At 47.1% G+C, this 19572-nt stretch carries 16 protein-coding genes and 1 pseudogene; 13 read left to right on the top strand and 4 right to left on the bottom strand.

Annotated features, from left to right (window positions below; translation table 11 throughout):
• Positions 1 to 50 precede the first annotated feature (50 nt).
• Both G9F48_RS06745 and G9F48_RS06750 read right to left on the bottom strand, forming a co-directional pair.
• Complete coding sequence (locus G9F48_RS06745) at positions 51 to 170, bottom strand: PhrC/PhrF family phosphatase-inhibitory pheromone (RefSeq protein WP_127069886.1); 120 nt, start codon at positions 168 to 170, stop codon at positions 51 to 53.
• Positions 154 to 1299: a response regulator aspartate phosphatase gene (locus G9F48_RS06750; RefSeq protein WP_127069887.1), complete on the bottom strand. Its 1146-nt coding sequence runs from the start codon at positions 1297 to 1299 to the stop codon at positions 154 to 156. Before G9F48_RS06750 ends, G9F48_RS06745 begins: the two co-directional genes overlap by 17 nt.
• A 230-nt stretch (positions 1300 to 1529) precedes the next feature.
• Here G9F48_RS06750 and G9F48_RS06755 point away from each other — a divergent pair, with 230 nt between their 5' ends.
• Both G9F48_RS06755 and G9F48_RS06760 read left to right on the top strand, forming a co-directional pair.
• Positions 1530 to 2885, top strand: a complete 1356-nt coding sequence (locus tag G9F48_RS06755) for a YncE family protein (protein ID WP_165409255.1) — start codon at positions 1530 to 1532, stop codon at positions 2883 to 2885.
• A 39-nt stretch (positions 2886 to 2924) separates the two neighbouring features.
• Positions 2925 to 4301 (top strand): YncE family protein, encoded by a 1377-nt coding sequence (locus G9F48_RS06760; RefSeq protein WP_165409256.1) that lies wholly within the window; start codon positions 2925 to 2927, stop codon positions 4299 to 4301.
• Between the two features lie 6 nt (positions 4302 to 4307).
• On the opposite strand, the pseudogene G9F48_RS06765 reads toward G9F48_RS06760, so the two are convergent.
• Positions 4308 to 4818, bottom strand: a pseudogene (locus tag G9F48_RS06765) (bacteriocin biosynthesis protein AlbG); the annotation flags it as partial.
• Between the two features lie 153 nt (positions 4819 to 4971).
• On the opposite strand from G9F48_RS06765, the gene G9F48_RS06770 reads away from it, so the two are divergent.
• From G9F48_RS06770 to G9F48_RS06785, 4 genes are all read left to right on the top strand, one after another.
• A complete protein-coding gene (locus G9F48_RS06770; RefSeq protein WP_045926590.1) occupies positions 4972 to 5400 on the top strand; it encodes a DUF1934 domain-containing protein in 429 nt (142 codons plus the stop codon).
• On the top strand, positions 5397 to 7067 hold the full coding sequence (gene argS / locus G9F48_RS06775) for an arginine--tRNA ligase (RefSeq protein ID WP_061890879.1): 1671 nt from the start codon (positions 5397 to 5399) through the stop codon (positions 7065 to 7067). The genes G9F48_RS06770 and argS overlap by 4 nt, the downstream gene beginning before the upstream one ends.
• A 134-nt stretch (positions 7068 to 7201) precedes the next feature.
• A complete protein-coding gene (gene narK / locus G9F48_RS06780) occupies positions 7202 to 8392 on the top strand; it encodes a nitrate transporter NarK (RefSeq protein WP_165409257.1) in 1191 nt (396 codons plus the stop codon).
• Positions 8393 to 8489: 97 nt separating this feature from the next.
• Positions 8490 to 9206 (top strand): Crp/Fnr family transcriptional regulator, encoded by a 717-nt coding sequence (locus tag G9F48_RS06785; protein WP_014306017.1) that lies wholly within the window; start codon positions 8490 to 8492, stop codon positions 9204 to 9206.
• 30 nt (positions 9207 to 9236) lie between these two features.
• On the opposite strand, the gene G9F48_RS06790 is transcribed toward G9F48_RS06785, so the two are convergent.
• Positions 9237 to 9956 carry a YwiC-like family protein gene (locus tag G9F48_RS06790; protein WP_017418714.1) on the bottom strand — a complete coding sequence of 240 codons (720 nt, stop codon included), beginning with the start codon at positions 9954 to 9956 and terminating at the stop codon, positions 9237 to 9239.
• 142 nt (positions 9957 to 10098) lie between these two features.
• Here G9F48_RS06790 and G9F48_RS06795 point away from each other — a divergent pair, with 142 nt between their 5' ends.
• The 7 genes from G9F48_RS06795 (at position 10099) to cls (ending at position 19509) form a co-directional block, all read left to right on the top strand.
• Positions 10099 to 10575: a Crp/Fnr family transcriptional regulator gene (locus G9F48_RS06795; RefSeq protein ID WP_017418715.1), complete on the top strand. Its 477-nt coding sequence runs from the start codon at positions 10099 to 10101 to the stop codon at positions 10573 to 10575.
• Between the two features lie 176 nt (positions 10576 to 10751).
• Entirely contained in the window at positions 10752 to 14438 is a 3687-nt protein-coding gene (locus tag G9F48_RS06800; protein ID WP_165409258.1) for a nitrate reductase subunit alpha, read from the top strand.
• A complete protein-coding gene (gene narH, locus G9F48_RS06805) occupies positions 14428 to 15891 on the top strand; it encodes a nitrate reductase subunit beta (RefSeq protein ID WP_060387221.1) in 1464 nt (487 codons plus the stop codon). Before G9F48_RS06800 ends, narH begins: the two co-directional genes overlap by 11 nt.
• A 25-nt stretch (positions 15892 to 15916) precedes the next feature.
• Positions 15917 to 16474 (top strand): nitrate reductase molybdenum cofactor assembly chaperone, encoded by a 558-nt coding sequence (gene narJ, locus G9F48_RS06810; RefSeq protein WP_165409259.1) that lies wholly within the window; start codon positions 15917 to 15919, stop codon positions 16472 to 16474.
• The gene (gene narI / locus G9F48_RS06815) at positions 16471 to 17142 is read left to right on the top strand and encodes a respiratory nitrate reductase subunit gamma (protein WP_165409260.1); all 672 of its coding nucleotides are present in this window, start codon (positions 16471 to 16473) and stop codon (positions 17140 to 17142) included. The genes narJ and narI overlap by 4 nt, the downstream gene beginning before the upstream one ends.
• 138 nt (positions 17143 to 17280) lie before the next feature.
• The gene (locus tag G9F48_RS06820; protein WP_077722981.1) at positions 17281 to 17910 is read left to right on the top strand and encodes a YitT family protein; all 630 of its coding nucleotides are present in this window, start codon (positions 17281 to 17283) and stop codon (positions 17908 to 17910) included.
• Positions 17911 to 18006: 96 nt separating this feature from the next.
• Positions 18007 to 19509, top strand: coding sequence for a cardiolipin synthase (cls, locus tag G9F48_RS06825; RefSeq protein WP_165409261.1), 1503 nt, complete (start codon positions 18007 to 18009; stop codon positions 19507 to 19509).
• Positions 19510 to 19572 lie beyond the last annotated feature (63 nt).

Below are 19572 nucleotides of genomic sequence, written 5' to 3' on the forward strand. Positions count from 1 at the left end.
TATAAAAAAAGGCTTGCAGTTTAACCTGCAAGCCTAAAAGTAATTATCATTTAAATCATTCCGCGCTGAGCAACTTCAAATTGATGTTCCGGTGCACTTGCGATGTCGGCTGAAACAAAAACAGTGCTTACTGCCAAGCAAGTAAGTGCTAATTTATACTTCAATTTCATACAACTTCACACCTCCTTGAATCTGCTGTCTTGTTTCTTCCACTTTTAAAAAATATGCAGCAGCCTTCTCGAAATTCTCTCTTTCATGATAATATTTTGCCACATCTAAGGCAAAATCTTCAAGATCAGCATACATCAATTTATCTCTGAGAAAGTCAAAACATTCCATGATTGCTTCTTCATCAGGCTCACCGACATACAAAGATTCTAAAAATTCATATTCGACTATATATAGGGAATCTTCTGCCTCCTCTGCATAAGATACCCCTTTGTCATGATATTGTCTGGCTATGGCCATATTTCCGATTTTATAATGTATTTGTGTGATTAAGAAATAGGCTTGCGGGAGAGAAGTGATGATGTTCCCATCTTCAAAAACAGCTATTGCCCGTTTTATGTAATCAATGGCTGGTTTGTAATTTCCTTGGCTGTTAAAACAAAGTCCGATATTATATAGAGTCCGGCCCATTAATTGAGGCTGCTGTTCTGCCTCTGCCATGGCATAAGCCTTTTTAAAATGCTGAATTGCTTCATCATATTGCTTTAAGTCAAGAAAGTTGGTAGCGAACAATGAATGGCACTGAAGCACCCTTATATTATATGCCTCCTGCTTATGATAAATTTTATAAGCCTGCCGGGCATAATCCATAGAAAAATAAGTCTGCTTCATATAATAGTATGACTCTGACATCTTAAAATAAAATTCAGCTTTCTCGATACAATCTTTGACAAAATCCAGCTTATATTCAGCTTTCTTAAAAAACTGAATCGCTGAAAGATATTCACGGCATTCCAGCTCATACATCCCCCGGAAAAAATTAAAATAATAATCAAGCCGTCCGGTCAGCCGGGCCTGCTTTTTATCAATATCCGCGAGCAGATCCGATAGTCTCGGCTGTTCTTCTATCCGCTGCGATTCCAGCGGTTCGAGGTATTCGAGCATCAGATTGTGGCGGAATTCCATGAGAGAATAGTACAGGTGAAGATCCTGGTCATCTTCCAAGCCTGCAAGTTCTTCTTTGATTTCTCTCCGCAAATACTCGGCGTCCGGGATGCTGAACCTTCGAATGTACATATACCATTCGTTGATTTTTTCTCCAATCGCTGAAGACGATAAAACACTCGCCACTATTCCGAATCCCTCCCTTCCACGTTATGTATATGACATATTTTATCATTTTCATTCGGAAGGATAGCGCAAAAATACCGCAATGTTTTCTTTCGTTAAAACCGCATGTCTGCGGATATCATTTCAAAAATCCACTATTATCCCCGCAATTTGTACAAGCAAACAAATACACCTTCCCATATTCTGTTGTATCTGCGTGAGCAGTGTATGTCTGAAAAGGAAGTGAAGATATGAGAAATAACAAGCTTTCCTTTAAAGAAAAAGCAGGAGCCGCACAAGAAGAATGTTTATGTTTTTGCGAGGAAGAAGCAAGCCGTGAAGCGATGTTTCAAGCGCCGATTGAATTGCCTGAGGGGTTTGTTGTTGATCCGGCTGAAGCTGTTGCAAACGTGACGTGGAATGCAGACAGCCTTTCTTGTGTCATTGAACGCTGTTTCATTGAGACGGGGCCTGAGCCTGATGAAATCGGTATTCAATTCGCAGTGCGCCTGCAGGGAACTGTTACGCTTCTCGTCAGTGTCTCACCAGTGCGAAATCAATATGGACAAGGGGACGGGTCTGTTTCTGTCATCCGCAATGCAGAGATTGACCAAGTCGTCTATTATTCTGATGAACCCGATGATTGCCCGGATGTCAGTGACATTACGATCGAGAACCTTATTGTCGTTCCGCCATTCTATGGCAGTCCTTTATCGGTGACGGGCACGATTGTGTTTGTTCCTGAGCCGGAACCCGTTTATGCGTTTACAGCGAATCCAAATGATCAATCAGTTTCTGTGATTGATACAAACACTCATACTGTTGTGACAACGATTGCTCTGCCGTACCGGCCGACAGGTATTGAAATAACTCCGGATAAAAGCGCTGTGTTTGTTTTGCACTTCAACAATAATGTGATTTCTGTCATCGATTATGACACTTTAACAGTGACAGCATCCATACTGCTGGATCAGCCGCCTAGATCGATAAAATGTATCCCAAATCATGAGTTTGCTTATGTTCTCGGCGATACTGCGATTTATGTGATTGAAATTGATACGTTAACTGTGGATAGGTCGATTCCTGTGGAAGGATTTGATTTTGAAATTGATCCCAATGGGTTATTCGCCTATGTTCTTGATTTTGGTTTAGTGCAAAAAGTGGACCTATTCACCGGTGAAGTCACAGGAACGATTGAACGAGAGCTTATCGTATCATCCATAGAAACAAATTGGCCGGAGCGGTATGCGTATGTCTTAGAACAAGAATTCTTATTCAATTATTTGACGGTTATTGACTTAAATACGTTTACGATCAGCATTACCCAAGAGCTGGAGCCTGATGGCCAATATGTAATGTTTACGAGTGGATCAGAGGTGTATTTACATGACAGCTTCACCGGAAATTTATATGCTGTCAGTCCGAATGGTGCAGGCGTTATAGGAAATGTTCCGCAATCGGCAAGAGACTTTGCGTTTACTCCGAATGGCGAATTTCTGTATGCTGCTCATTTTATAGAGCAGAACATCACTGTTTACAACACGGATGATTATTCTGCGGAAACTGTGATATCTCTTGGAGTTTCACCGGGAGCTATTGTGATTTAATCAACTGCATGCTGTACATTTCTAAAAGGACGTGAATTCATGAAAAAGAATGATCTGTCTGCTTTACAGGAAAATTGTTTCTGTTTTTGTGATGAGGAAATTAGCAGAGAAGCGCCGTTTCAAGCGCCGATTGACATTCCCGAGGGGTTCACCATTGATTCTGCCGAAGCAGCTGCGACGGTCACATGGAGTACTGATCATTTATTATGTATCAGTGAGCCTTGCTTAATCCAGACTGGGCCGGAACCAGAAGATATCGGTGTTCGATATGCCGTGAGAGTAAAAGGGACCGTTACGCTTCTTGTCAGTGTGTCGCCTGTACGAAATCAATATGGACAAGGGGACGGGTCTGTTTCTGTGATTCATACTGAAGAGATTGATCAAGTTGTTTATTATGCAGCGCAGTCTGGCCGCTGTCCTGATTTCAGTCAAATAACAGTGGAAGATCTTCTCATTGTACCGCCTTTCTACGGCAGTCCGCTTACGGTGACCGGGACACTTGTTTTACCGCCATCGCCAGACCCTCAATCGTATGTGTTTACAGCCAATTCAGGAGACAGCACGGTTTCGGTTATTGATTCAGATTTAAACACTGTTGTAAAAACAATCCCTTTTTCTGACGTGCCAACTAATCTAGGCGTTACTTTCGATAAAGCTTTCACGTATGTCCTCCATGGGAATACCAACCTTGTCTCAGTGCTAGATAATAAAACATTAACCATCATAAATACCATCACTGTTGGAGGAGGGCCGAGAAAGGTTGAATTTGATTCAACAGATGAGTTCGCGTACGTGATGGCCGCCGGATCTATATATATGATCAACATGGCCTCTCAATCGGTCATTGATGTCATTCCGATACCCGGCGCTTTAGACTTCGCTCTTGATCCGAATGGACAGTATGTCTATACCGCTAATGGAAGCAGCTGGTCGGTTGATAAATATGATGTAAATACTGGGCAGTTGGTAGAAAGTATCATAGATACATTTGAATTTCCCAGTTTAATTGCCACTCCTTACGCTGGAAATTTTGCGTATGTGTTGAATGGTGAGCTGCTGCCGAAAGGTGTAACGGAGATCAGTTTGTCACCATTAAGCAGGGGAGGCGGCTTCAACCGTTTATTTGAAACTCTGAGGACGATTGTATTTTCTCGCGATAGCAATAGGGCTTATTTTCTAGAGCCATATAGTGAACCGTCTCTCATTAATAACTTATACGTAGTTAATACGGCTGGACAGAGGATCATTGCAAACGTGTCTCTGCCCGGCGCCTTTGACCTTGCCGTAACACCTGATAATCAGTACATTTATGCAGCACAGCCCGACGACAATACCGTAACCGTGTACCGCACGAGTGATTATACAGCCATGACGGTGATTCCGGTTGGGACTGGTCCGTCAGCGATTGCGATGTAGCTTATTTCACAGGTTGAGAGAAGCAGAGCTGCGATAAAAAAATCGTTTATAAATAAATGAGCCGATCTGCCGGATGGCAGCCAGGATGATCAAAAACAGCAGTTCACTTATGGTGAAACTGAGCATCCGCCAAACCCCGGCTCCTGTCAGCGCTCCCGCAAGCCCTTTTTTGAACAGGCTGCCATGCCGGAAAAGCTGCAGCAAGTACGTCCGCATAAAATACAATAAATACAAAATCAGTAACACCGTGAGTCCCATTGATACGGCAAGGGGCGTGTGAAAGCGGAAAGGGACGGCTTTGACGATTTCGAACACGCAGCCGAATATGATGACTTGGCATAATACAGCAGCCATCACGTGTTTGGCGGACGTTTTTATAGCTGTCACACAGCGCTTTGACATCGTTGGCATTTCTGCTGCACAATCTATGTTGCTGGAAGTCGCAGCAGCTTCGATGAGACTGTGTGGGTTTCTGAAAAGCTGCTGTCATGTTTTTCACGGATTGGGTGACATAGTGATATGATTTTCTCTTCTCATAAGGAACTGCTTTTTATGAGGTTTATCTTCAAATCTAATGAGCAATGATGGTAAGATAGAAGCAGTTGAAGTTTACAAACTGAAGGATTATACTATTCAAGTCAAAGCGGAATGATGAAAAGGACGTGTCAAAATGAAACAAGAGACACCGATAACACTCCATGTGAAGTCTGTGATCGAGGATGACGGAAATGAGGAAGTCATCGAATTCCGTACTACCGGATTTTACTATGTAAAACAACAAAAAGTGTATCTATCTTATTATGAAGAACACGACCTAGGCAAAGTAAAAACGATTGTGAAGGTGAGCGAAGGCGAAGTCCTGATCATGAGGTCAGGCGCTGTTAAAATGAATCAGCGTTTCATACCGGGAGCTTCCACAATTGCGAAATATAAAATGTCATTTGGTGAGCTTGAGCTGGAAACAAGCACAAAATCGATTCAATCTGATCTCGGTGAAGAAAAAGGCCGAATCAGCATCGCATATGACATGCATGTCGGAGACGAGCAGCAGCATTTACATAATATGACGATTACGTATGAGGGAGGAACTCACGCATGAACATTGCGGAACAAATGAAGGACGTGCTGAAGGAAGAGATCAAAGCGGCCGTTCTGAAAGCGGGCCTGGCGGAAGAAAGCCAGATTCCAAGCGTACTGTTAGAAACACCGAAAGACAAAACACACGGTGATTATTCCACAAACATGGCGATGCAGCTGGCGAGAATCGCAAAAAAAGCGCCGCGCCAAATCGCCGAGGAGATCGTGGCGTCATTTGATAAAGGCAAAGCTTCCATTGAAAAAATGGATATTGCGGGACCGGGCTTTATCAACTTTTACATGAACAACAGCTACTTAACAAAACTGATCCCGTCCGTGCTTGAAGCGGGTGAACATTACGGAGAGACAAACATCGGACAAGGCGAAAAGATTCAGGTCGAATTCGTATCGGCCAACCCGACGGGAGATCTTCACTTAGGCCATGCGCGCGGCGCGGCGGTAGGTGACGCGCTGTGCAGCGTGCTTTCTAAAGCGGGCTATGATGTGAGCCGCGAATACTATATTAATGATGCGGGCAACCAGATTAACAACCTGGCGCTTTCCGTTGAAGTCCGTTATTTTGAAGCGCTCGGCCTCGAGAAACCGATGCCGGAAGACGGTTACCGCGGCGAGGATATTATCGCCATCGGGAAAAAACTTGCCGAAGATTTCGGCGACCGTTTCGTACATGAAGAGGAGAGCGAACGTCAGGCGTTTTTCCGTGAATATGGCTTAAAGTACGAGCTTGATAAACTTCGCTCCGACCTGGAAAATTTCCGCGTGCCGTTTGACGTATGGTATTCTGAAACGTCCCTGTACGAAAACGGAAAAATTGATCAGGCGCTCGAGACGCTTCGCGAAAAGGGCCATGTATACGAAGAGGACGGCGCGACATGGTTCCGCTCCACAACGTTCGGCGACGATAAAGACCGTGTGCTGATCAAAAAAGACGGCTCATACACTTATCTGCTGCCGGATATCGCATACCATAAAGACAAACTTGACCGCGGATTCGACAAGCTCATCAATGTATGGGGCGCGGATCACCACGGGTATATTCCGCGTATGAAAGCGGCGATTGAAGCGCTCGGTTACAAGAAAGGCACATTGGAAGTTGAGATCATTCAGCTCGTTCATTTATACAAAAACGGCGAAAAAATGAAGATGAGCAAACGTACGGGGAAAGCCGTAACGATGCGCGACCTGATTGAAGAAGTCGGCCTTGACGCGGTCCGTTATTTCTTCGCGATGCGCAGCGCTGATACGCACATGGATTTTGACTTGGATCTTGCCGTATCCACATCTAACGAAAACCCTGTGTATTATGCGCAATACGCACATGCCCGTATTTGCAGCATGCTTCGCCAAGGGGAGGAGCAGGGACTTAAACCGGCGGCAGATCTTGATTTCAGCCATATTCAATCAGAAAAAGAATATGACCTGCTGAAAACAATCGGCGGCTTCCCTGAAGCAGTGGCAGAAGCGGCGGAAAAACGCATTCCTCACCGTGTCACAAACTATATTTATGATCTGGCTTCCGCTCTGCACAGCTTCTACAATGCGGAGAAAGTCATCGATCCGGAAAATAAAGAGAAGAGCCGCGCGCGTCTCGCTTTAATGAAGGCGACGCAAATTACGCTGAACAATGCGCTTCAGCTGATCGGCGTATCCGCTCCGGAAAAAATGTAATGATGATCAAAGGACAAAGTCTTCGGGCTTTGTTCTTTTTTTTGCATATAAAGCGTGTGATGTAATTCACAATCCCGCACACTGAGTTTTTGTATGATAAGACTGATATTGAATCAGTGAAAGGGGCAAGCCGAATGATCAATCGTCAACATATTCAATTATCGCTGCAGTCTTTAAGCTTAGTGGCAGGGTTTATGGTGTGGGTGCTGATTTCATCACTCATTTCCCAAATCACATTAGATATTCATTTAAGCAAGGGTGAGATTTCTTTGGTGACGGCGATTCCTGTGATCCTCGGGTCGCTTCTCCGCATTCCTTTAGGGTATTTAACGAACAGGTTTGGCGCGCGGCTCATGTTTATGGTCAGCTTCATCCTGCTTTTATTTCCTGTATTTTGGATCAGTATCGCGGATTCTCTGTTTGATTTAATCGCAGGCGGCTTTTTCTTAGGGATCGGCGGAGCGGTATTCTCCATCGGAGTGACGTCCCTCCCGAAATATTATCCGAAAGAAAAGCACGGTGTCGTCAATGGAATTTACGGTGCCGGAAACATCGGGACCGCCGTTACTACTTTTGCGGCGCCGGTTATCGCTCAAGCCGCGGGATGGAAAGCAACCGTGCAGATGTATCTTGTTTTGCTGGCTGTTTTCGCATTACTGCACGTTTTGTTCGGCGACCGGCATGAGAAGAAAGTCAAAGTTTCCATAAAGACACAAATGAAAGCCGTTTACCGAAATCATGTGCTGTGGATGTTGAGCCTGTTTTATTTTATTACGTTCGGCTCCTTTGTCGCCTTTACCATCTATCTTCCGAATTTTTTGGTTGAGCATTTTGGGCTGAGCCCTGCGGACGCCGGTCTGCGGACGGCCGGCTTTATAGCGGTCTCTACGCTGCTCAGGCCTGTGGGAGGGTTTCTGGCAGATAAACTGAGCCCGCTCCGCATTCTGATGTTTGTTTTCGCAGGGCTTACGCTGTCAGGCGTCATGCTGTCATTCTCCCCGGCGATCGGCCTTTATGCGTTCGGATCGCTGACGGTGGCAGTCTGCTCAGGGATTGGAAACGGGACGGTATTTAAACTGGTGCCTTTCTATTTTTCGAAGCAAGCGGGGATTGCCAACGGTATTGTGTCTGCCATGGGCGGACTGGGCGGTTTTTTCCCTCCGCTGATTCTGGCAAGTGTATTTCAGGCGACAGGCCAATACGCGATCGGGTTTATGGCGCTTTCAGAGGTTGCGTTAGCCAGCTTTGTCCTTGTGATCTGGATGTATTGGCAGGAAAGAATGAAAACACATACGGAGAGAAACAGTCAGAGCCTTGATTCATAATGATCCATTCACAAGATTGTTAATTTTTTCTGGGCGAGTGCAAATCAAGTCACGTTACAATATACATACGCAACGTGACTTTCTTCGAGGTGAGCTCATGAATATTCTCTCTGTCCGAAAATCTGATAAAGAACTTCTTTCCCGCGAACTGCATGAATTGCTGGAATCGATCAGTACGAAAAGGAAAATGAAAAAACACACGTATTTGTTTCAAGAAGGAATGGATGCAGAAGAGCTTTATCTGATTCAATCAGGACTCATTGAAATCGGCAAGCTGACGTCTGACGGAAAAGACCTGACGCTTAGAATCTGCCAGAAACACGATATTGTCGGGGAATTGACGCTATTCACAGATGAGCCGAGATATATGCTCAGTGCGAAAGTGTTAGAGGACGGGGAGGTGCTCGTCATTAATAAAAACAGGCTGGAAAAGGAATTGATCCAAAACGGTGTTTTAACGTTTGAATTTATGAAATGGATGAGCACCCATCTGCGAAAAATCCAATCTAAGATCAGGGATCTGCTTCTTCACGGCAAAAAAGGGGCGCTCTATTCTACCCTTATCCGCTTATCAAACAGCTACGGGGTGGAACGAAGCGACGGGATTCTGATTAACATCGTGCTGACAAATCAGGATTTGGCTAAGTTTTGCGCGGCGGCAAGGGAGAGCGTCAACCGCATGCTGGGAGACCTCCGCAAACAAGGGGTTATTTCGATAGACGAAACCGGAAAAATTATTTTGCACAAACGGGACTATTTACGATGTGAGATCGAGTGTGAAAATTGTCCGCTTGAGATCTGCAATATTGACTGAAAAAACAAGGGCAGCCGATGTCCTTGTTTTTCAGCTTGTGATACATATACACATGACGGCGAAAAAGAAGCCGGCATTTACGATTTCCAGAATGCCGATCGTTTTCACCGGCCAGTCTCTTCCATGAAAAAACCAGGCCCGCAGACTGCTTGGGATAAAAGCGAGAAACGCCCAGCCTGCCCCGAGAAGGGCCGATAAAAAGGGGAGCAAGAGGTGATATCCCCACGACCAGTAAGCAAACCTTCTGTTTTTTCTCTCCCTTATGACCGATTTCACATAAAAAGAACTCCCGACAAAAAATAAAGCGGATTGCAAGAATAGAAACCAAGCCCAGCCGTCAAGGATTCCCGTTCCCAGCCAGCAGCTCGCAAGCCCGCCCGAACAAAAGAACAGAACACCCGCAATATCATTCGTAAGTGCCCGTTCGTTTTTTCGGCGGGCATAATGCGTATGTATGAGAAACAGCGGCAATAAAAAAACGCCGATCCAGACGAGCTGCGGCTTATGAAAGACAGAAATGATCAAAAAGCAGCAGGCCGGAAAACCGTAATACCATATCCACTTTTGATAAGGCTGAAGCTGTTTCTTTTTCAAAGCGAGCGAAACGGGATAAACCGTCAAGTAAAGGAACAGCCAGCCCAGAAAGAGCGGAATATGCCAGAAAACCGGGCCTCCCTTGACCATGCCGAGTAAAAATGGAATCAGCAGCATCGCCCATGCGCCGTGCTGCTTCGGAATCATCGCTTTCATCGAAACCCTCCTTTTTATTTCATTATAAGTGCAAACACTCTCCTGATAAGTGACCTTTATCATACAAGCTGTGAAATACATCACTGCCGCGCGGGCTCAATCGGGCTACACTAAAGCTATCAATAGCACAGGAGGCTTTCCTATGAATCAGTGTGACTATTTATTATTTCTGAAACAACTTCCTATGTTTAATGAAGTGCCTCTGTCCATTGTCGAAACCTTGCTGAAAAACGGGACGTTTATCTGCGGCTCATCTGACCAATCTCCATCCTTTCTTCACTCACAATCCGTTTATATTGTATTAAAAGGCAATATCCGTTTTACGGACAGCAGGCTCCCTGAAGGGTCACAAACCGTTGCGCTGTGGGAAAAAGGCGATGTGTTTCCGATTGATGAAAAAGGCGGGCTCTCTTTATCGCCTTTTATCTCAGTCAATGCCTCACCGGATATTCTGGTACTCCATATTCCATATTCCGTATTTAAGCAAATGATGTCTTACCATCCGCGGCTGCAAATGAACTTTTTGGCGATGCTTCAGCAAAATGTCTTCTGTTCCTATCAGTTGTTTTTGCGGTATCTGCATACATCACGGGATGAAAACGCCGAACCCGGTTCTTAAACAGAACCGGTTTTTTTGATGACGCGGGCGTCCTCATATCGTTTGAAAATCCTTCCTGCTGATCTGTGTGAACGTTTTGTGAAAAAAGCAGAGTGTGTGACATAGTTCACAAGGTGATGCGCCGTCTCTGTTTATAGTGTACATAGCATCACCTGACTCGGAAGGAGTGAACGATCATGAAGAAAAAGAAAATGAGTCCGTTGCTCAGGAGATTAAACTATTTTTCTCCTATCGAACATCATTCAAATAAACATAGCCAAACGACAAGCGAAGATCGTGATTGGGAGAATGTATACAGAAACAGATGGCAGTACGACAAAGTCGTTCGCTCCACCCACGGCGTCAACTGCACGGGTTCTTGCAGCTGGAATATTTATGTGAAAAACGGAATTGTCACGTGGGAAGGACAAAACTTGAATTATCCATCAACAGGCCCGGATATGCCTGATTTCGAACCGAGAGGCTGTCCGCGGGGGGCCAGTTTTTCATGGTACATCTACAGCCCGCTCCGTGTGAAATATCCATATGTGCGCGGTGTGCTGATCAATTTGTGGCGGGAAGCATTGCAGACGCATCAAAATCCGCTGGATGCCTGGAAATCGATCGTTGAAAACCCTGAAAAAGCGAAGTCCTATAAACAGGCAAGAGGGAAAGGCGGCTTTGTCCGCGCGGAATGGCCGGAAGTGCTGAAGCTGATTTCAGCCTCTCTGCTGTATACAGTGATGAAATACGGGCCTGACCGGAATGTCGGTTTTTCTCCGATCCCGGCGATGTCCATGATCAGCCACGCATCAGGTTCGCGATTCATGTCTTTAATCGGCGGCCCAATGCTCAGTTTTTATGACTGGTATGCTGATCTCCCGCCGGCATCCCCGCAAATTTGGGGTGACCAGACGGACGTTCCGGAAAGCAGTGATTGGTACAATTCAGGCTATATCATCACATGGGGCTCCAACGTTCCGTTAACGAGAACGCCTGATGCGCATTTTTTGGCGGAGGCCCGCTATAAAGGCGCCAAGGTTATTTCAATCAGTCCCGATTTTGCGGAGTCCTCAAAGTTCGCAGATGACTGGCTGAGCATCCGCCAAGGGACTGACGGAGCCCTGGCGATGGCGATGGGGCACGTCATTATGCAGGAATTTTACGTGAACCAAGAAACTGAACGTTTTATTGAGTACGCGAAGCAATACACCGATTTTCCATTCTTCGTCACTCTGTCAAAAGAGAAGGGCGTGTATACAGCGGGGCGGTTTTTGCATGCGAAAGACATCGGGCGGCAGACAAAGCATGATCAGTGGAAGCCGGCGGTCTGGAATGAACAGACAGGTGCGTTTGCCATACCGCAAGGAACAATGGGCTCCCGCTGGGACGGGCAGCAGAAATGGAATCTGCACATGATCGACGAAGACACCGGGGAACAGATCGAACCCCGTCTCTCCGTGCTCGGAATAGAGGACGAAATCGGCACGGTGCGCATTCCGTATTTTTCAAATGACGGAAACAAAGTGCTTGAGCGGAATCTTCCTATTAAAAAATTGGATCTGAATGGTGAAGAGACGTACGTCACGACCGTGTTTGACTTGATATTGGCAAACTACGGCGTGAACCGGGGCATCGGCGGACAATCAGCCGCATCTTATGATGATCCCCGTCCGTTCACACCTGCCTGGCAGGAACAGATCACGGGAATTAAAAGAGAAGCCGTTATACAGATTGCCAGGGAGTTTGCTCAAAATGCGATCGATACAGACGGCAGATCGATGATTATCGTAGGGGCGGGAATCAACCACTGGTTCAACTCCGACACGATTTACCGTGCGGTGTTAAATCTTGTTTTACTCGTCGGCGCCCAAGGCGTAAACGGCGGAGGCTGGGCCCATTACGTGGGGCAGGAAAAGCTCCGTCCTGCTGAAGGGTGGCAGACGATTGCAACCGCAAAGGACTGGGAAGGCGTGCCTAAACTGCAAAACGGCACCTCATTTTTCTACTTTGCGACAGACCAGTGGCGTTATGAAGACCAGCCGATCAGTGACTTGGCTTCACCGATCGCCGCGTCATCCCGCTACAAGCATCACGCTGATTACAATGTGCTGGCGGCGCGATTAGGGTGGCTGCCGTCCTATCCGACATTCAATCAAAACGGCATCGATCTGTATCAAGAAGCTGAGAAGGCGGGGGCGGCGACACCTGAAGACGTAGGTGCGTACGTGGCCTCACGGCTTCAAGAGAAAAAATTGAAATTCGCGATTGAAGACCCGGACAATGAAGTGAATTTCCCAAGGAATCTCTTCGTCTGGCGGGCAAATCTGATCTCAAGCTCAGGAAAAGGGCATGAATATTTTCTCAAGCATCTGCTGGGGACGACAAACGGTCTGATGAATGACGACAGCGACAGCATCCGCCCTGAAGAAATCAAATGGCGGGAACAGGCGCCGGAAGGCAAGCTCGACTTGTTAATCAATCTCGACTTTCGAATGGCCGGTACGGCGCTGTATTCCGATATCGTGCTGCCGGCGGCAACATGGTATGAAAAACACGATCTCAGCAGCACGGATATGCACCCGTTCATTCATCCTTTTGCTCCGGCGATCTCGGCGCCGTGGGAATCGAGGTCAGACTGGGATATTTTCAAAGCGCTGTCAAAAGCCGTTTCCGACCTGGCGGAAGAAGTCGATATGGAGCCGGTGAAAGAGGTAGTCGCGACGCCGCTCCTCCACGACACGATGCAGGAATTGGCCCAGCCGTTCGGCAAAATCAATGACTGGAGCAAGGGTGAATGTGAAGCCATTCCGGGAAAAACAATGCCGAACATCCATGTCGTTGAACGGGATTACAAACACATTTTTCATAAAATGACCGCACTCGGTCCTAACGCTGCTTTAAAGCCGAGCGGAACAAAAGGGATGAGCTGGTCGATTGCGGATGAATATGAATCACTCAAAAAGAGACTTGGAGAAATCACCTCGGACAGCCTCGCAAAGGGATGTCCGAATATCAGTGAAGCGAAACAGGCGGCGGAAGCGATTTTAACCCTGTCATCCACGTCGAATGGAAAGGTCGCCGTGAAAGCATGGGAATCGCTTGAAAACATCACAAACCTGAGGCTGAAAGACCTGGCGGAAGAACGCGAGGAAGAATGCTTTACGTTCGAGCAAATTACAGCCCAGCCGAAAACGGTCATCACGTCTCCGGCTTTTACCGGCTCAGAAAAAGGAGGGCGCAGGTACTCGCCGTTTACGACGAATGTGGAAAAATTAATCCCGTGGCGGACGCTGACAGGCAGACAATCCTATTATGTCGATCATGAACTGATGATGGAATTCGGTGAAACGATGGCGACATTTAAACCGATCCTCCAGCACCGTCCGTTCCTAAGCAAGCGGCCTGATCAAGAGGGCAAAGAGATCGTTCTTAATTATTTGACGCCGCATAATAAATGGTCCGTTCACAGCATGTATTTTGATTCCCTGCCGATGCTGACGCTGTTCCGGGGCGGGCCGACCGTGTGGATGAATAAAGATGACGCAAAGGACACGGATATCAAAGACAACGATTGGATTGAATGCTTCAACCGAAACGGCGTTGTCGTGGCGAGAGCGGTTTTGTCTCACCGGATTCCTAAAGGAATGGCGTTTATGCACCATGCCCAGGACCGCCACATCAACGTGCCCGGCACAAAACTGACGAATAACCGCGGAGGCACCCATAACAGCCCGACAAGGATTCACGTCAAGCCGACCCAGATGATCGGGGGCTACGCACAGCTCAGCTACGGCTTTAATTATTACGGTCCGACGGGGAATCAGCGCGATCTGAATGTCGTCATCCGCAAGCTGAAGGAGGTCGATTGGCTTGAAGATTAAAGCGCAGATCGGGATGGTCATGAATTTGGATAAATGCATCGGCTGCCACACGTGCAGCGTCACCTGCAAAAACACGTGGACAAATCGTTCCGGTGCGGAATATATGTATTTTAATAATGTAGAAACAAAGCCCGGCATCGGCTACCCGAAGCAATGGGAGGACCAGGACAAATATAAAGGCGGATGGACGTTGAAAAAAGGAAAGCTTGAACTGAAATCAGGCCCGAAAACGAATCGGCTTGCAGGCCTTTTCTATAACCCGAACCAGCCGACGATTGATGATTACTATGAACCTTGGAACTATGATTATGAAACATTAACAAACAGTCCGCAGAAAAAGCACCAGCCGGTGGCGCGGCCGAAATCGTCCTTGACGGGTGATTTTATGAATATCGAATGGGGCCCGAACTGGGAGGATGATCTCGCGGGCGGCCATATTACGGGGCTTGAAGATCCAAACGTTCAAAAAATGGAGGAATCGATCAAAACAGAATTCGATGAGGTCTTTATGATGTATCTGCCGCGTATTTGCGAACACTGCATCAATCCGGCGTGCGTGTCCTCCTGCCCGTCCGGCGCCATGTACAAACGTGAGGAAGACGGCATCGTTCTCGTTGATCAAAACGCGTGCCGTTCATGGAGATATTGCGTGTCATCCTGTCCTTATAAAAAAGTCTATTTTAACTGGCAGACGAACAAAGCGGAAAAATGCACACTCTGCTTCCCGCGATTGGAGGCGGGGCTGCCGACTATCTGCTCTGAAACGTGTGTGGGCAGAATCCGCTATCTCGGCGTCATGCTGTATGACGCGGACAAAGTGGAGGAAGCGGCCTCCGTTGAAAATGAAAAGGATCTCTACCATTCTCAACTGGACGTTTTTCTTGATCCGAATGATCCTGAGATTGCCAAACTGGCAAAAGAACAAGGCATCCCGGCTGAATGGATAGAGGCCGCGCAGCAATCGCCGATCTACAAAATGATCATTGACTGGAAGATTGCGCTGCCGCTTCATCCTGAGTACCGCACGCTGCCGATGGTTTGGTACATTCCGCCGCTCAGCCCGATTATGAATCTCTTTGAAGGAAAAGGGAGCCGGCAAACGGCGGAAGCGATTTTTCCGGCTATCGACCAAATGAGAATTCCGATTGACTATTTGGCGCAGCTATTAACGGCCGGTGATACGGATCATATTCGGTCAACGTTAAAGAAAATGTCCGTCATGCGTCAGTATATGAGGGCGGTTCAGACGAATAAATCCATCGACCCGGCACTGATCTCCAGTGTCGGCTTAACAGAAAAGCAAATTGAAGACATGTATCGGCTGCTGGCAATCGCCAAATATGATGACCGCTTTGTGATCCCGAGCAGCCATCGTGAAGAAGTGTCTGATTTATACGCTGAACAAGGAAGCTGCGGCTTGTCATTTTCAGGCGGCCCCGGCTCTTGTTTCTAACTTTTGATAAATGAGGTGGAACAAGATGAACACCACAGACCGGCAAATCACATTCTCCGCTCTTTCCTGTCTCCTGTCTTATCCGGATGAAGAGTGGAGAGCCGGGCTTCCCGATTGGAAGGCTCTTATCCATGACATCACCAATCAGCAAATCCGTGAGAAACTGCTGCAATTTTTCGAGGCGGCAGCCAGGTTTTCTCGAGAAGCGCTGATTGAACACTATGTGTATACGTTCGATTTCGGAAAAAAAACGAATATGTACGTCACCTACTTTAACTCAGGCGAACAAAGGGAACGCGGAATTGAACTGCTGCATTTAAAAAACACCTACCAGCAATCCGGTTTCCTGCCGACAGAGAAAGAACTGCCTGATTACCTGCCGCTGATGTTGGAATTCGCCGCAGTTGCGGAGATTGAAGCGGTGAGAAGCGTGTTTGAGAAATACCTGTCCAATGTGAGGGAGCTGGCATCCCGCCTCGAAAAAAATGACAGCCTCTATGCTGAGCTGCTGCACGTGCTGCAGGCCGCGCTGGAAAGCATCGGTGTACGTGAAAGCACTGAAGAAGGGGCTGTTCAGGCATGAGCGGGCAGATCCTGTGGGGGGTTATGCCGTACATTGTATTGACGATCTTTATCGGCGGGCATATTTATCGCTATCAGCATGACCAATTCGGCTGGACGGCGAAATCAAGCGAGCTGTTAGAAAAGAAAAAACTCGCGGCGGGCAGCACACTTTTTCATTGGGGACTGCTGTGCGTTGTCGGCGGACATGTCATGGGAATTCTGATCCCGGAAGGCGTGTATACTGCACTTGGCATTTCAGAGCATACATATCACAAAATGGCGATCGGCGCGGGCCTGCCGGCGGGGATCGCGGCTTGTGCCGGACTAGTGATCCTGACGTACAGAAGGCTGTTTGACAAAAGAATCCGCAAAACCAGCTCGCCATCGGATATCCTGACGCTCATCCTGCTGCTGTTCATGATGCTGTCGGGCGTTGCGGCCACGTTTCTCAACATTGACTCGAAAGGATTTGATTACAGGGCAACAGTCGGACCGTGGTTCAGGGAAATTGTTTTGTTCCGGCCTGACGCTTCTTTGATGGAAAGTGTCCCGCTATGGTTTAAGTTTCATATCATCATAGGGTACGCCGTTTTTACCCTCTGGCCGTTTACAAGATTGGTTCACGTGTTCAGCCTGCCCCTCAAGTATTTGACCCGCAGCTATGTTGTCTATCGGAAACGCACGTAAAAGTCCCCCTGCAAGAGGGGGATTTTTTATGGTGGAAAAATAAAAACATAAGATATTTTCTGCCAAGGTAATGGCTGGGCGGCGGTGATTCCTGTTATGTTTTATGTGGAAATAATATTAACAAAAGGAGAGTGAAGAATGAAGCGGATTTTCCTCATTTTAGCCGCCTGTCTGATGACAAGCGCCGGCGTCCTGACACTCAGACATTCTCATGTATTAACCGGCGGCACAGCGGGACTGTCACTAAGCCTGTCATACTTGTTTCATTCCTCGTTTGCGATTATCTTCTTTCTGATCAATATCCCGTTTTATATATTTTCTCTCATCAGAATGGGAATCAAATTCACTCTATCCACCGTTTTTGCAGTCACAGTGCTGACTCTGTTTACCGGCGCGGATCACTGGCTGCCGCCGGTCTCTGTTTCACCGCTTGCCGGGGCGATTTGCGGCGGGGCGCTGATCGGATTCGGCCTGTCGCTCATGTTTTATCATCAGGCATCGCTCGGCGGCGCCAATATCCTCGCTTTATTTCTGCAAAAGCGCTGCGGATGGAATCCGGGTGCCGTTAATTTCCTCTTCGATTTTGGCGTCGTGCTGGCCGGCATTTTCTCCGTCGGATTGCTGAAAGGGCTCTTCTCCTTAGTGTCGATTGCGGTCACCGGTCTGATCATCGGCATCTTCAAAAATAAAATCAAAGGCAGCTGCTCGCTCAATCCGGCATTGCTTCAGAACATCACACCCGGCCAATCACAGGAAGTGTCATCATAAGCCTTTCCGGCTCGTGCGGAGAGGCTTTTTCATATGTTTACAGGCCGGAAGACAGAGGGTATACAGAGTTATCGGATCAGATGGGAGAGAGTCGGGATGCTGAAAAGGAGACTGGAATTTTGCTTTTTATATATGATGCTTATCGGAGCATATGTCATATGGTTTTTTCCGGTTTCCAGGCTTGAGTTTTACGGAGGGTTGCTTTGCTATGCAAGCATTATTTTGTTCAGCATCTATTCGTTAATTCTTGAAAACCGCACCTCGCAGCACACGCTGTTATGGATTCATATTCTTGTGTTTTTTCCGATCGCCGGGTACTTATTTTACCTTTTTTCCGGCCAGCTTTATGAAAAAGGCAAGCTGTTCAGGTCGAAACGGACATACAACCGGGAAAAGCTGAGAACGATATTTGATATGGAACAGACTCCCGATCTGTCCGGGCTGAAAGGAAATCAGAAGCGTTTCTTTCAATATTCAATCAAGGCGTCCCATATGAATATCAATACAAAAAGCAGGCTGAAGGTGCTCAAAAACGGGGACGAAACATTTCCGGAGCTGTTTGAAGCGCTCCGGTCGGCAGCATCATTTATACATATTGAGTATTACATGTTCAAATCAGACATGCTCGGGCACAAGATGATGGAGATTATGATGGAAAAAGCGCGTCAAGGTGTTGAAGTGCGATTTTTGTTCGACGCGGCCGGCAGCCTGAAGCTGGCCGGCAAAGACATAAAAAAACTGAAACGCGCGGGCGTGAACATCGTCCCGTTTCTGCCGCTGAAATACGGTTTTTTCAACCAAAAATTCAATTTCAGAAATCACCGCAAGATCGTCATCGTTGACGGGAAAACCGGTTTTGTCGGCGGGCTGAATGTCGGCAAGGAGTATATCGGCAAAGACCAAAATGTCGGCTTTTGGCGGGACACCCATATGAAAGTCGAAGGAGAAATCGTTCAGACGCTCCACAGCATTTTTATGCTTGATTGGGAATACGTTTCGGATGAGGTGCTGATTGATCAGAAAGCATACAGCCGCCCGGTCCCTGCAGAAAGCGGCGGCGTCTATCAAGTCGTTCCGACGGGCCCCGATATGAAGGAACGGATGAGCGATCTGTATTATGCCATGATAGCGGCGGCCGAATCATCTGTATGGATCGCGACGCCTTATTTCGTGCCGAATGAGCCGATCCGCACAGCGCTAAAGGAGGCTGCTGCCAGAGGCGTCCGGGTGCGAGTCATGGTGCCGGAAACCAATGACGGATTTTTAACCCAGTACGCGACGAGATCGTATTTCCCCGAGCTTCTTCGCGAAGGAATCGAAGTCTATTCCTATCAAAAAGGCTTTATGCATCAAAAGGTGCTCATCACTGACGGAAACCTCGCCTCTGTCGGGACGGCGAACATGGACATGAGAAGCTTTCAGCTGAACTTTGAGGTCAATGTCTTTTTTACAGATCAAAAGGCGATCAAAGATCTTGAAGCGCATTATCTGGAGGATATGAGAGAGTCTGAGAAAATCAGCCCCGTCCGTTTCTATAAGCGCACATTATGGGAAAGAACGAAGGAATCCTTCGCGCGGTTATTTTCCGGCGTTTTATAAAAAACGCTTTTAAAACTCCTTGTGTATAGTATAATTGAGAAATATTATCATTAGGAACGAGGC

This window comes from Bacillus sp. EKM420B, from assembly GCF_011065565.1.
Lineage (GTDB): Bacteria > Bacillota > Bacilli > Bacillales > Bacillaceae > Bacillus > Bacillus velezensis.

Excerpts from the sequence above, each read along its gene's own strand:
- G9F48_RS06745 (WP_127069886.1), bottom strand. The coding sequence starts at position 170 with ATGAAATTGAAGTATAAATTAGCACTTACTTGCTTGGCAGTAAGCACT.
- G9F48_RS06755 (WP_165409255.1), top strand. The coding sequence starts at position 1,530 with ATGAGAAATAACAAGCTTTCCTTTAAAGAAAAAGCAGGAGCCGCACAA.
- G9F48_RS06760 (WP_165409256.1), top strand. The coding sequence starts at position 2,925 with ATGAAAAAGAATGATCTGTCTGCTTTACAGGAAAATTGTTTCTGTTTT.
- G9F48_RS06770 (WP_045926590.1), top strand. The coding sequence starts at position 4,972 with ATGAAACAAGAGACACCGATAACACTCCATGTGAAGTCTGTGATCGAG.
- argS (WP_061890879.1), top strand. The coding sequence starts at position 5,397 with ATGAACATTGCGGAACAAATGAAGGACGTGCTGAAGGAAGAGATCAAA.
- narK (WP_165409257.1), top strand. The coding sequence starts at position 7,202 with ATGATCAATCGTCAACATATTCAATTATCGCTGCAGTCTTTAAGCTTA.
- G9F48_RS06785 (WP_014306017.1), top strand. The coding sequence starts at position 8,490 with ATGAATATTCTCTCTGTCCGAAAATCTGATAAAGAACTTCTTTCCCGC.
- G9F48_RS06790 (WP_017418714.1), bottom strand. The coding sequence starts at position 9,956 with ATGAAAGCGATGATTCCGAAGCAGCACGGCGCATGGGCGATGCTGCTG.
- G9F48_RS06795 (WP_017418715.1), top strand. The coding sequence starts at position 10,099 with ATGAATCAGTGTGACTATTTATTATTTCTGAAACAACTTCCTATGTTT.
- G9F48_RS06800 (WP_165409258.1), top strand. The coding sequence starts at position 10,752 with ATGAAGAAAAAGAAAATGAGTCCGTTGCTCAGGAGATTAAACTATTTT.
- narJ (WP_165409259.1), top strand. The coding sequence starts at position 15,917 with ATGAACACCACAGACCGGCAAATCACATTCTCCGCTCTTTCCTGTCTC.
- narI (WP_165409260.1), top strand. The coding sequence starts at position 16,471 with ATGAGCGGGCAGATCCTGTGGGGGGTTATGCCGTACATTGTATTGACG.
- G9F48_RS06820 (WP_077722981.1), top strand. The coding sequence starts at position 17,281 with ATGAAGCGGATTTTCCTCATTTTAGCCGCCTGTCTGATGACAAGCGCC.
- cls (WP_165409261.1), top strand. The coding sequence starts at position 18,007 with ATGCTGAAAAGGAGACTGGAATTTTGCTTTTTATATATGATGCTTATC.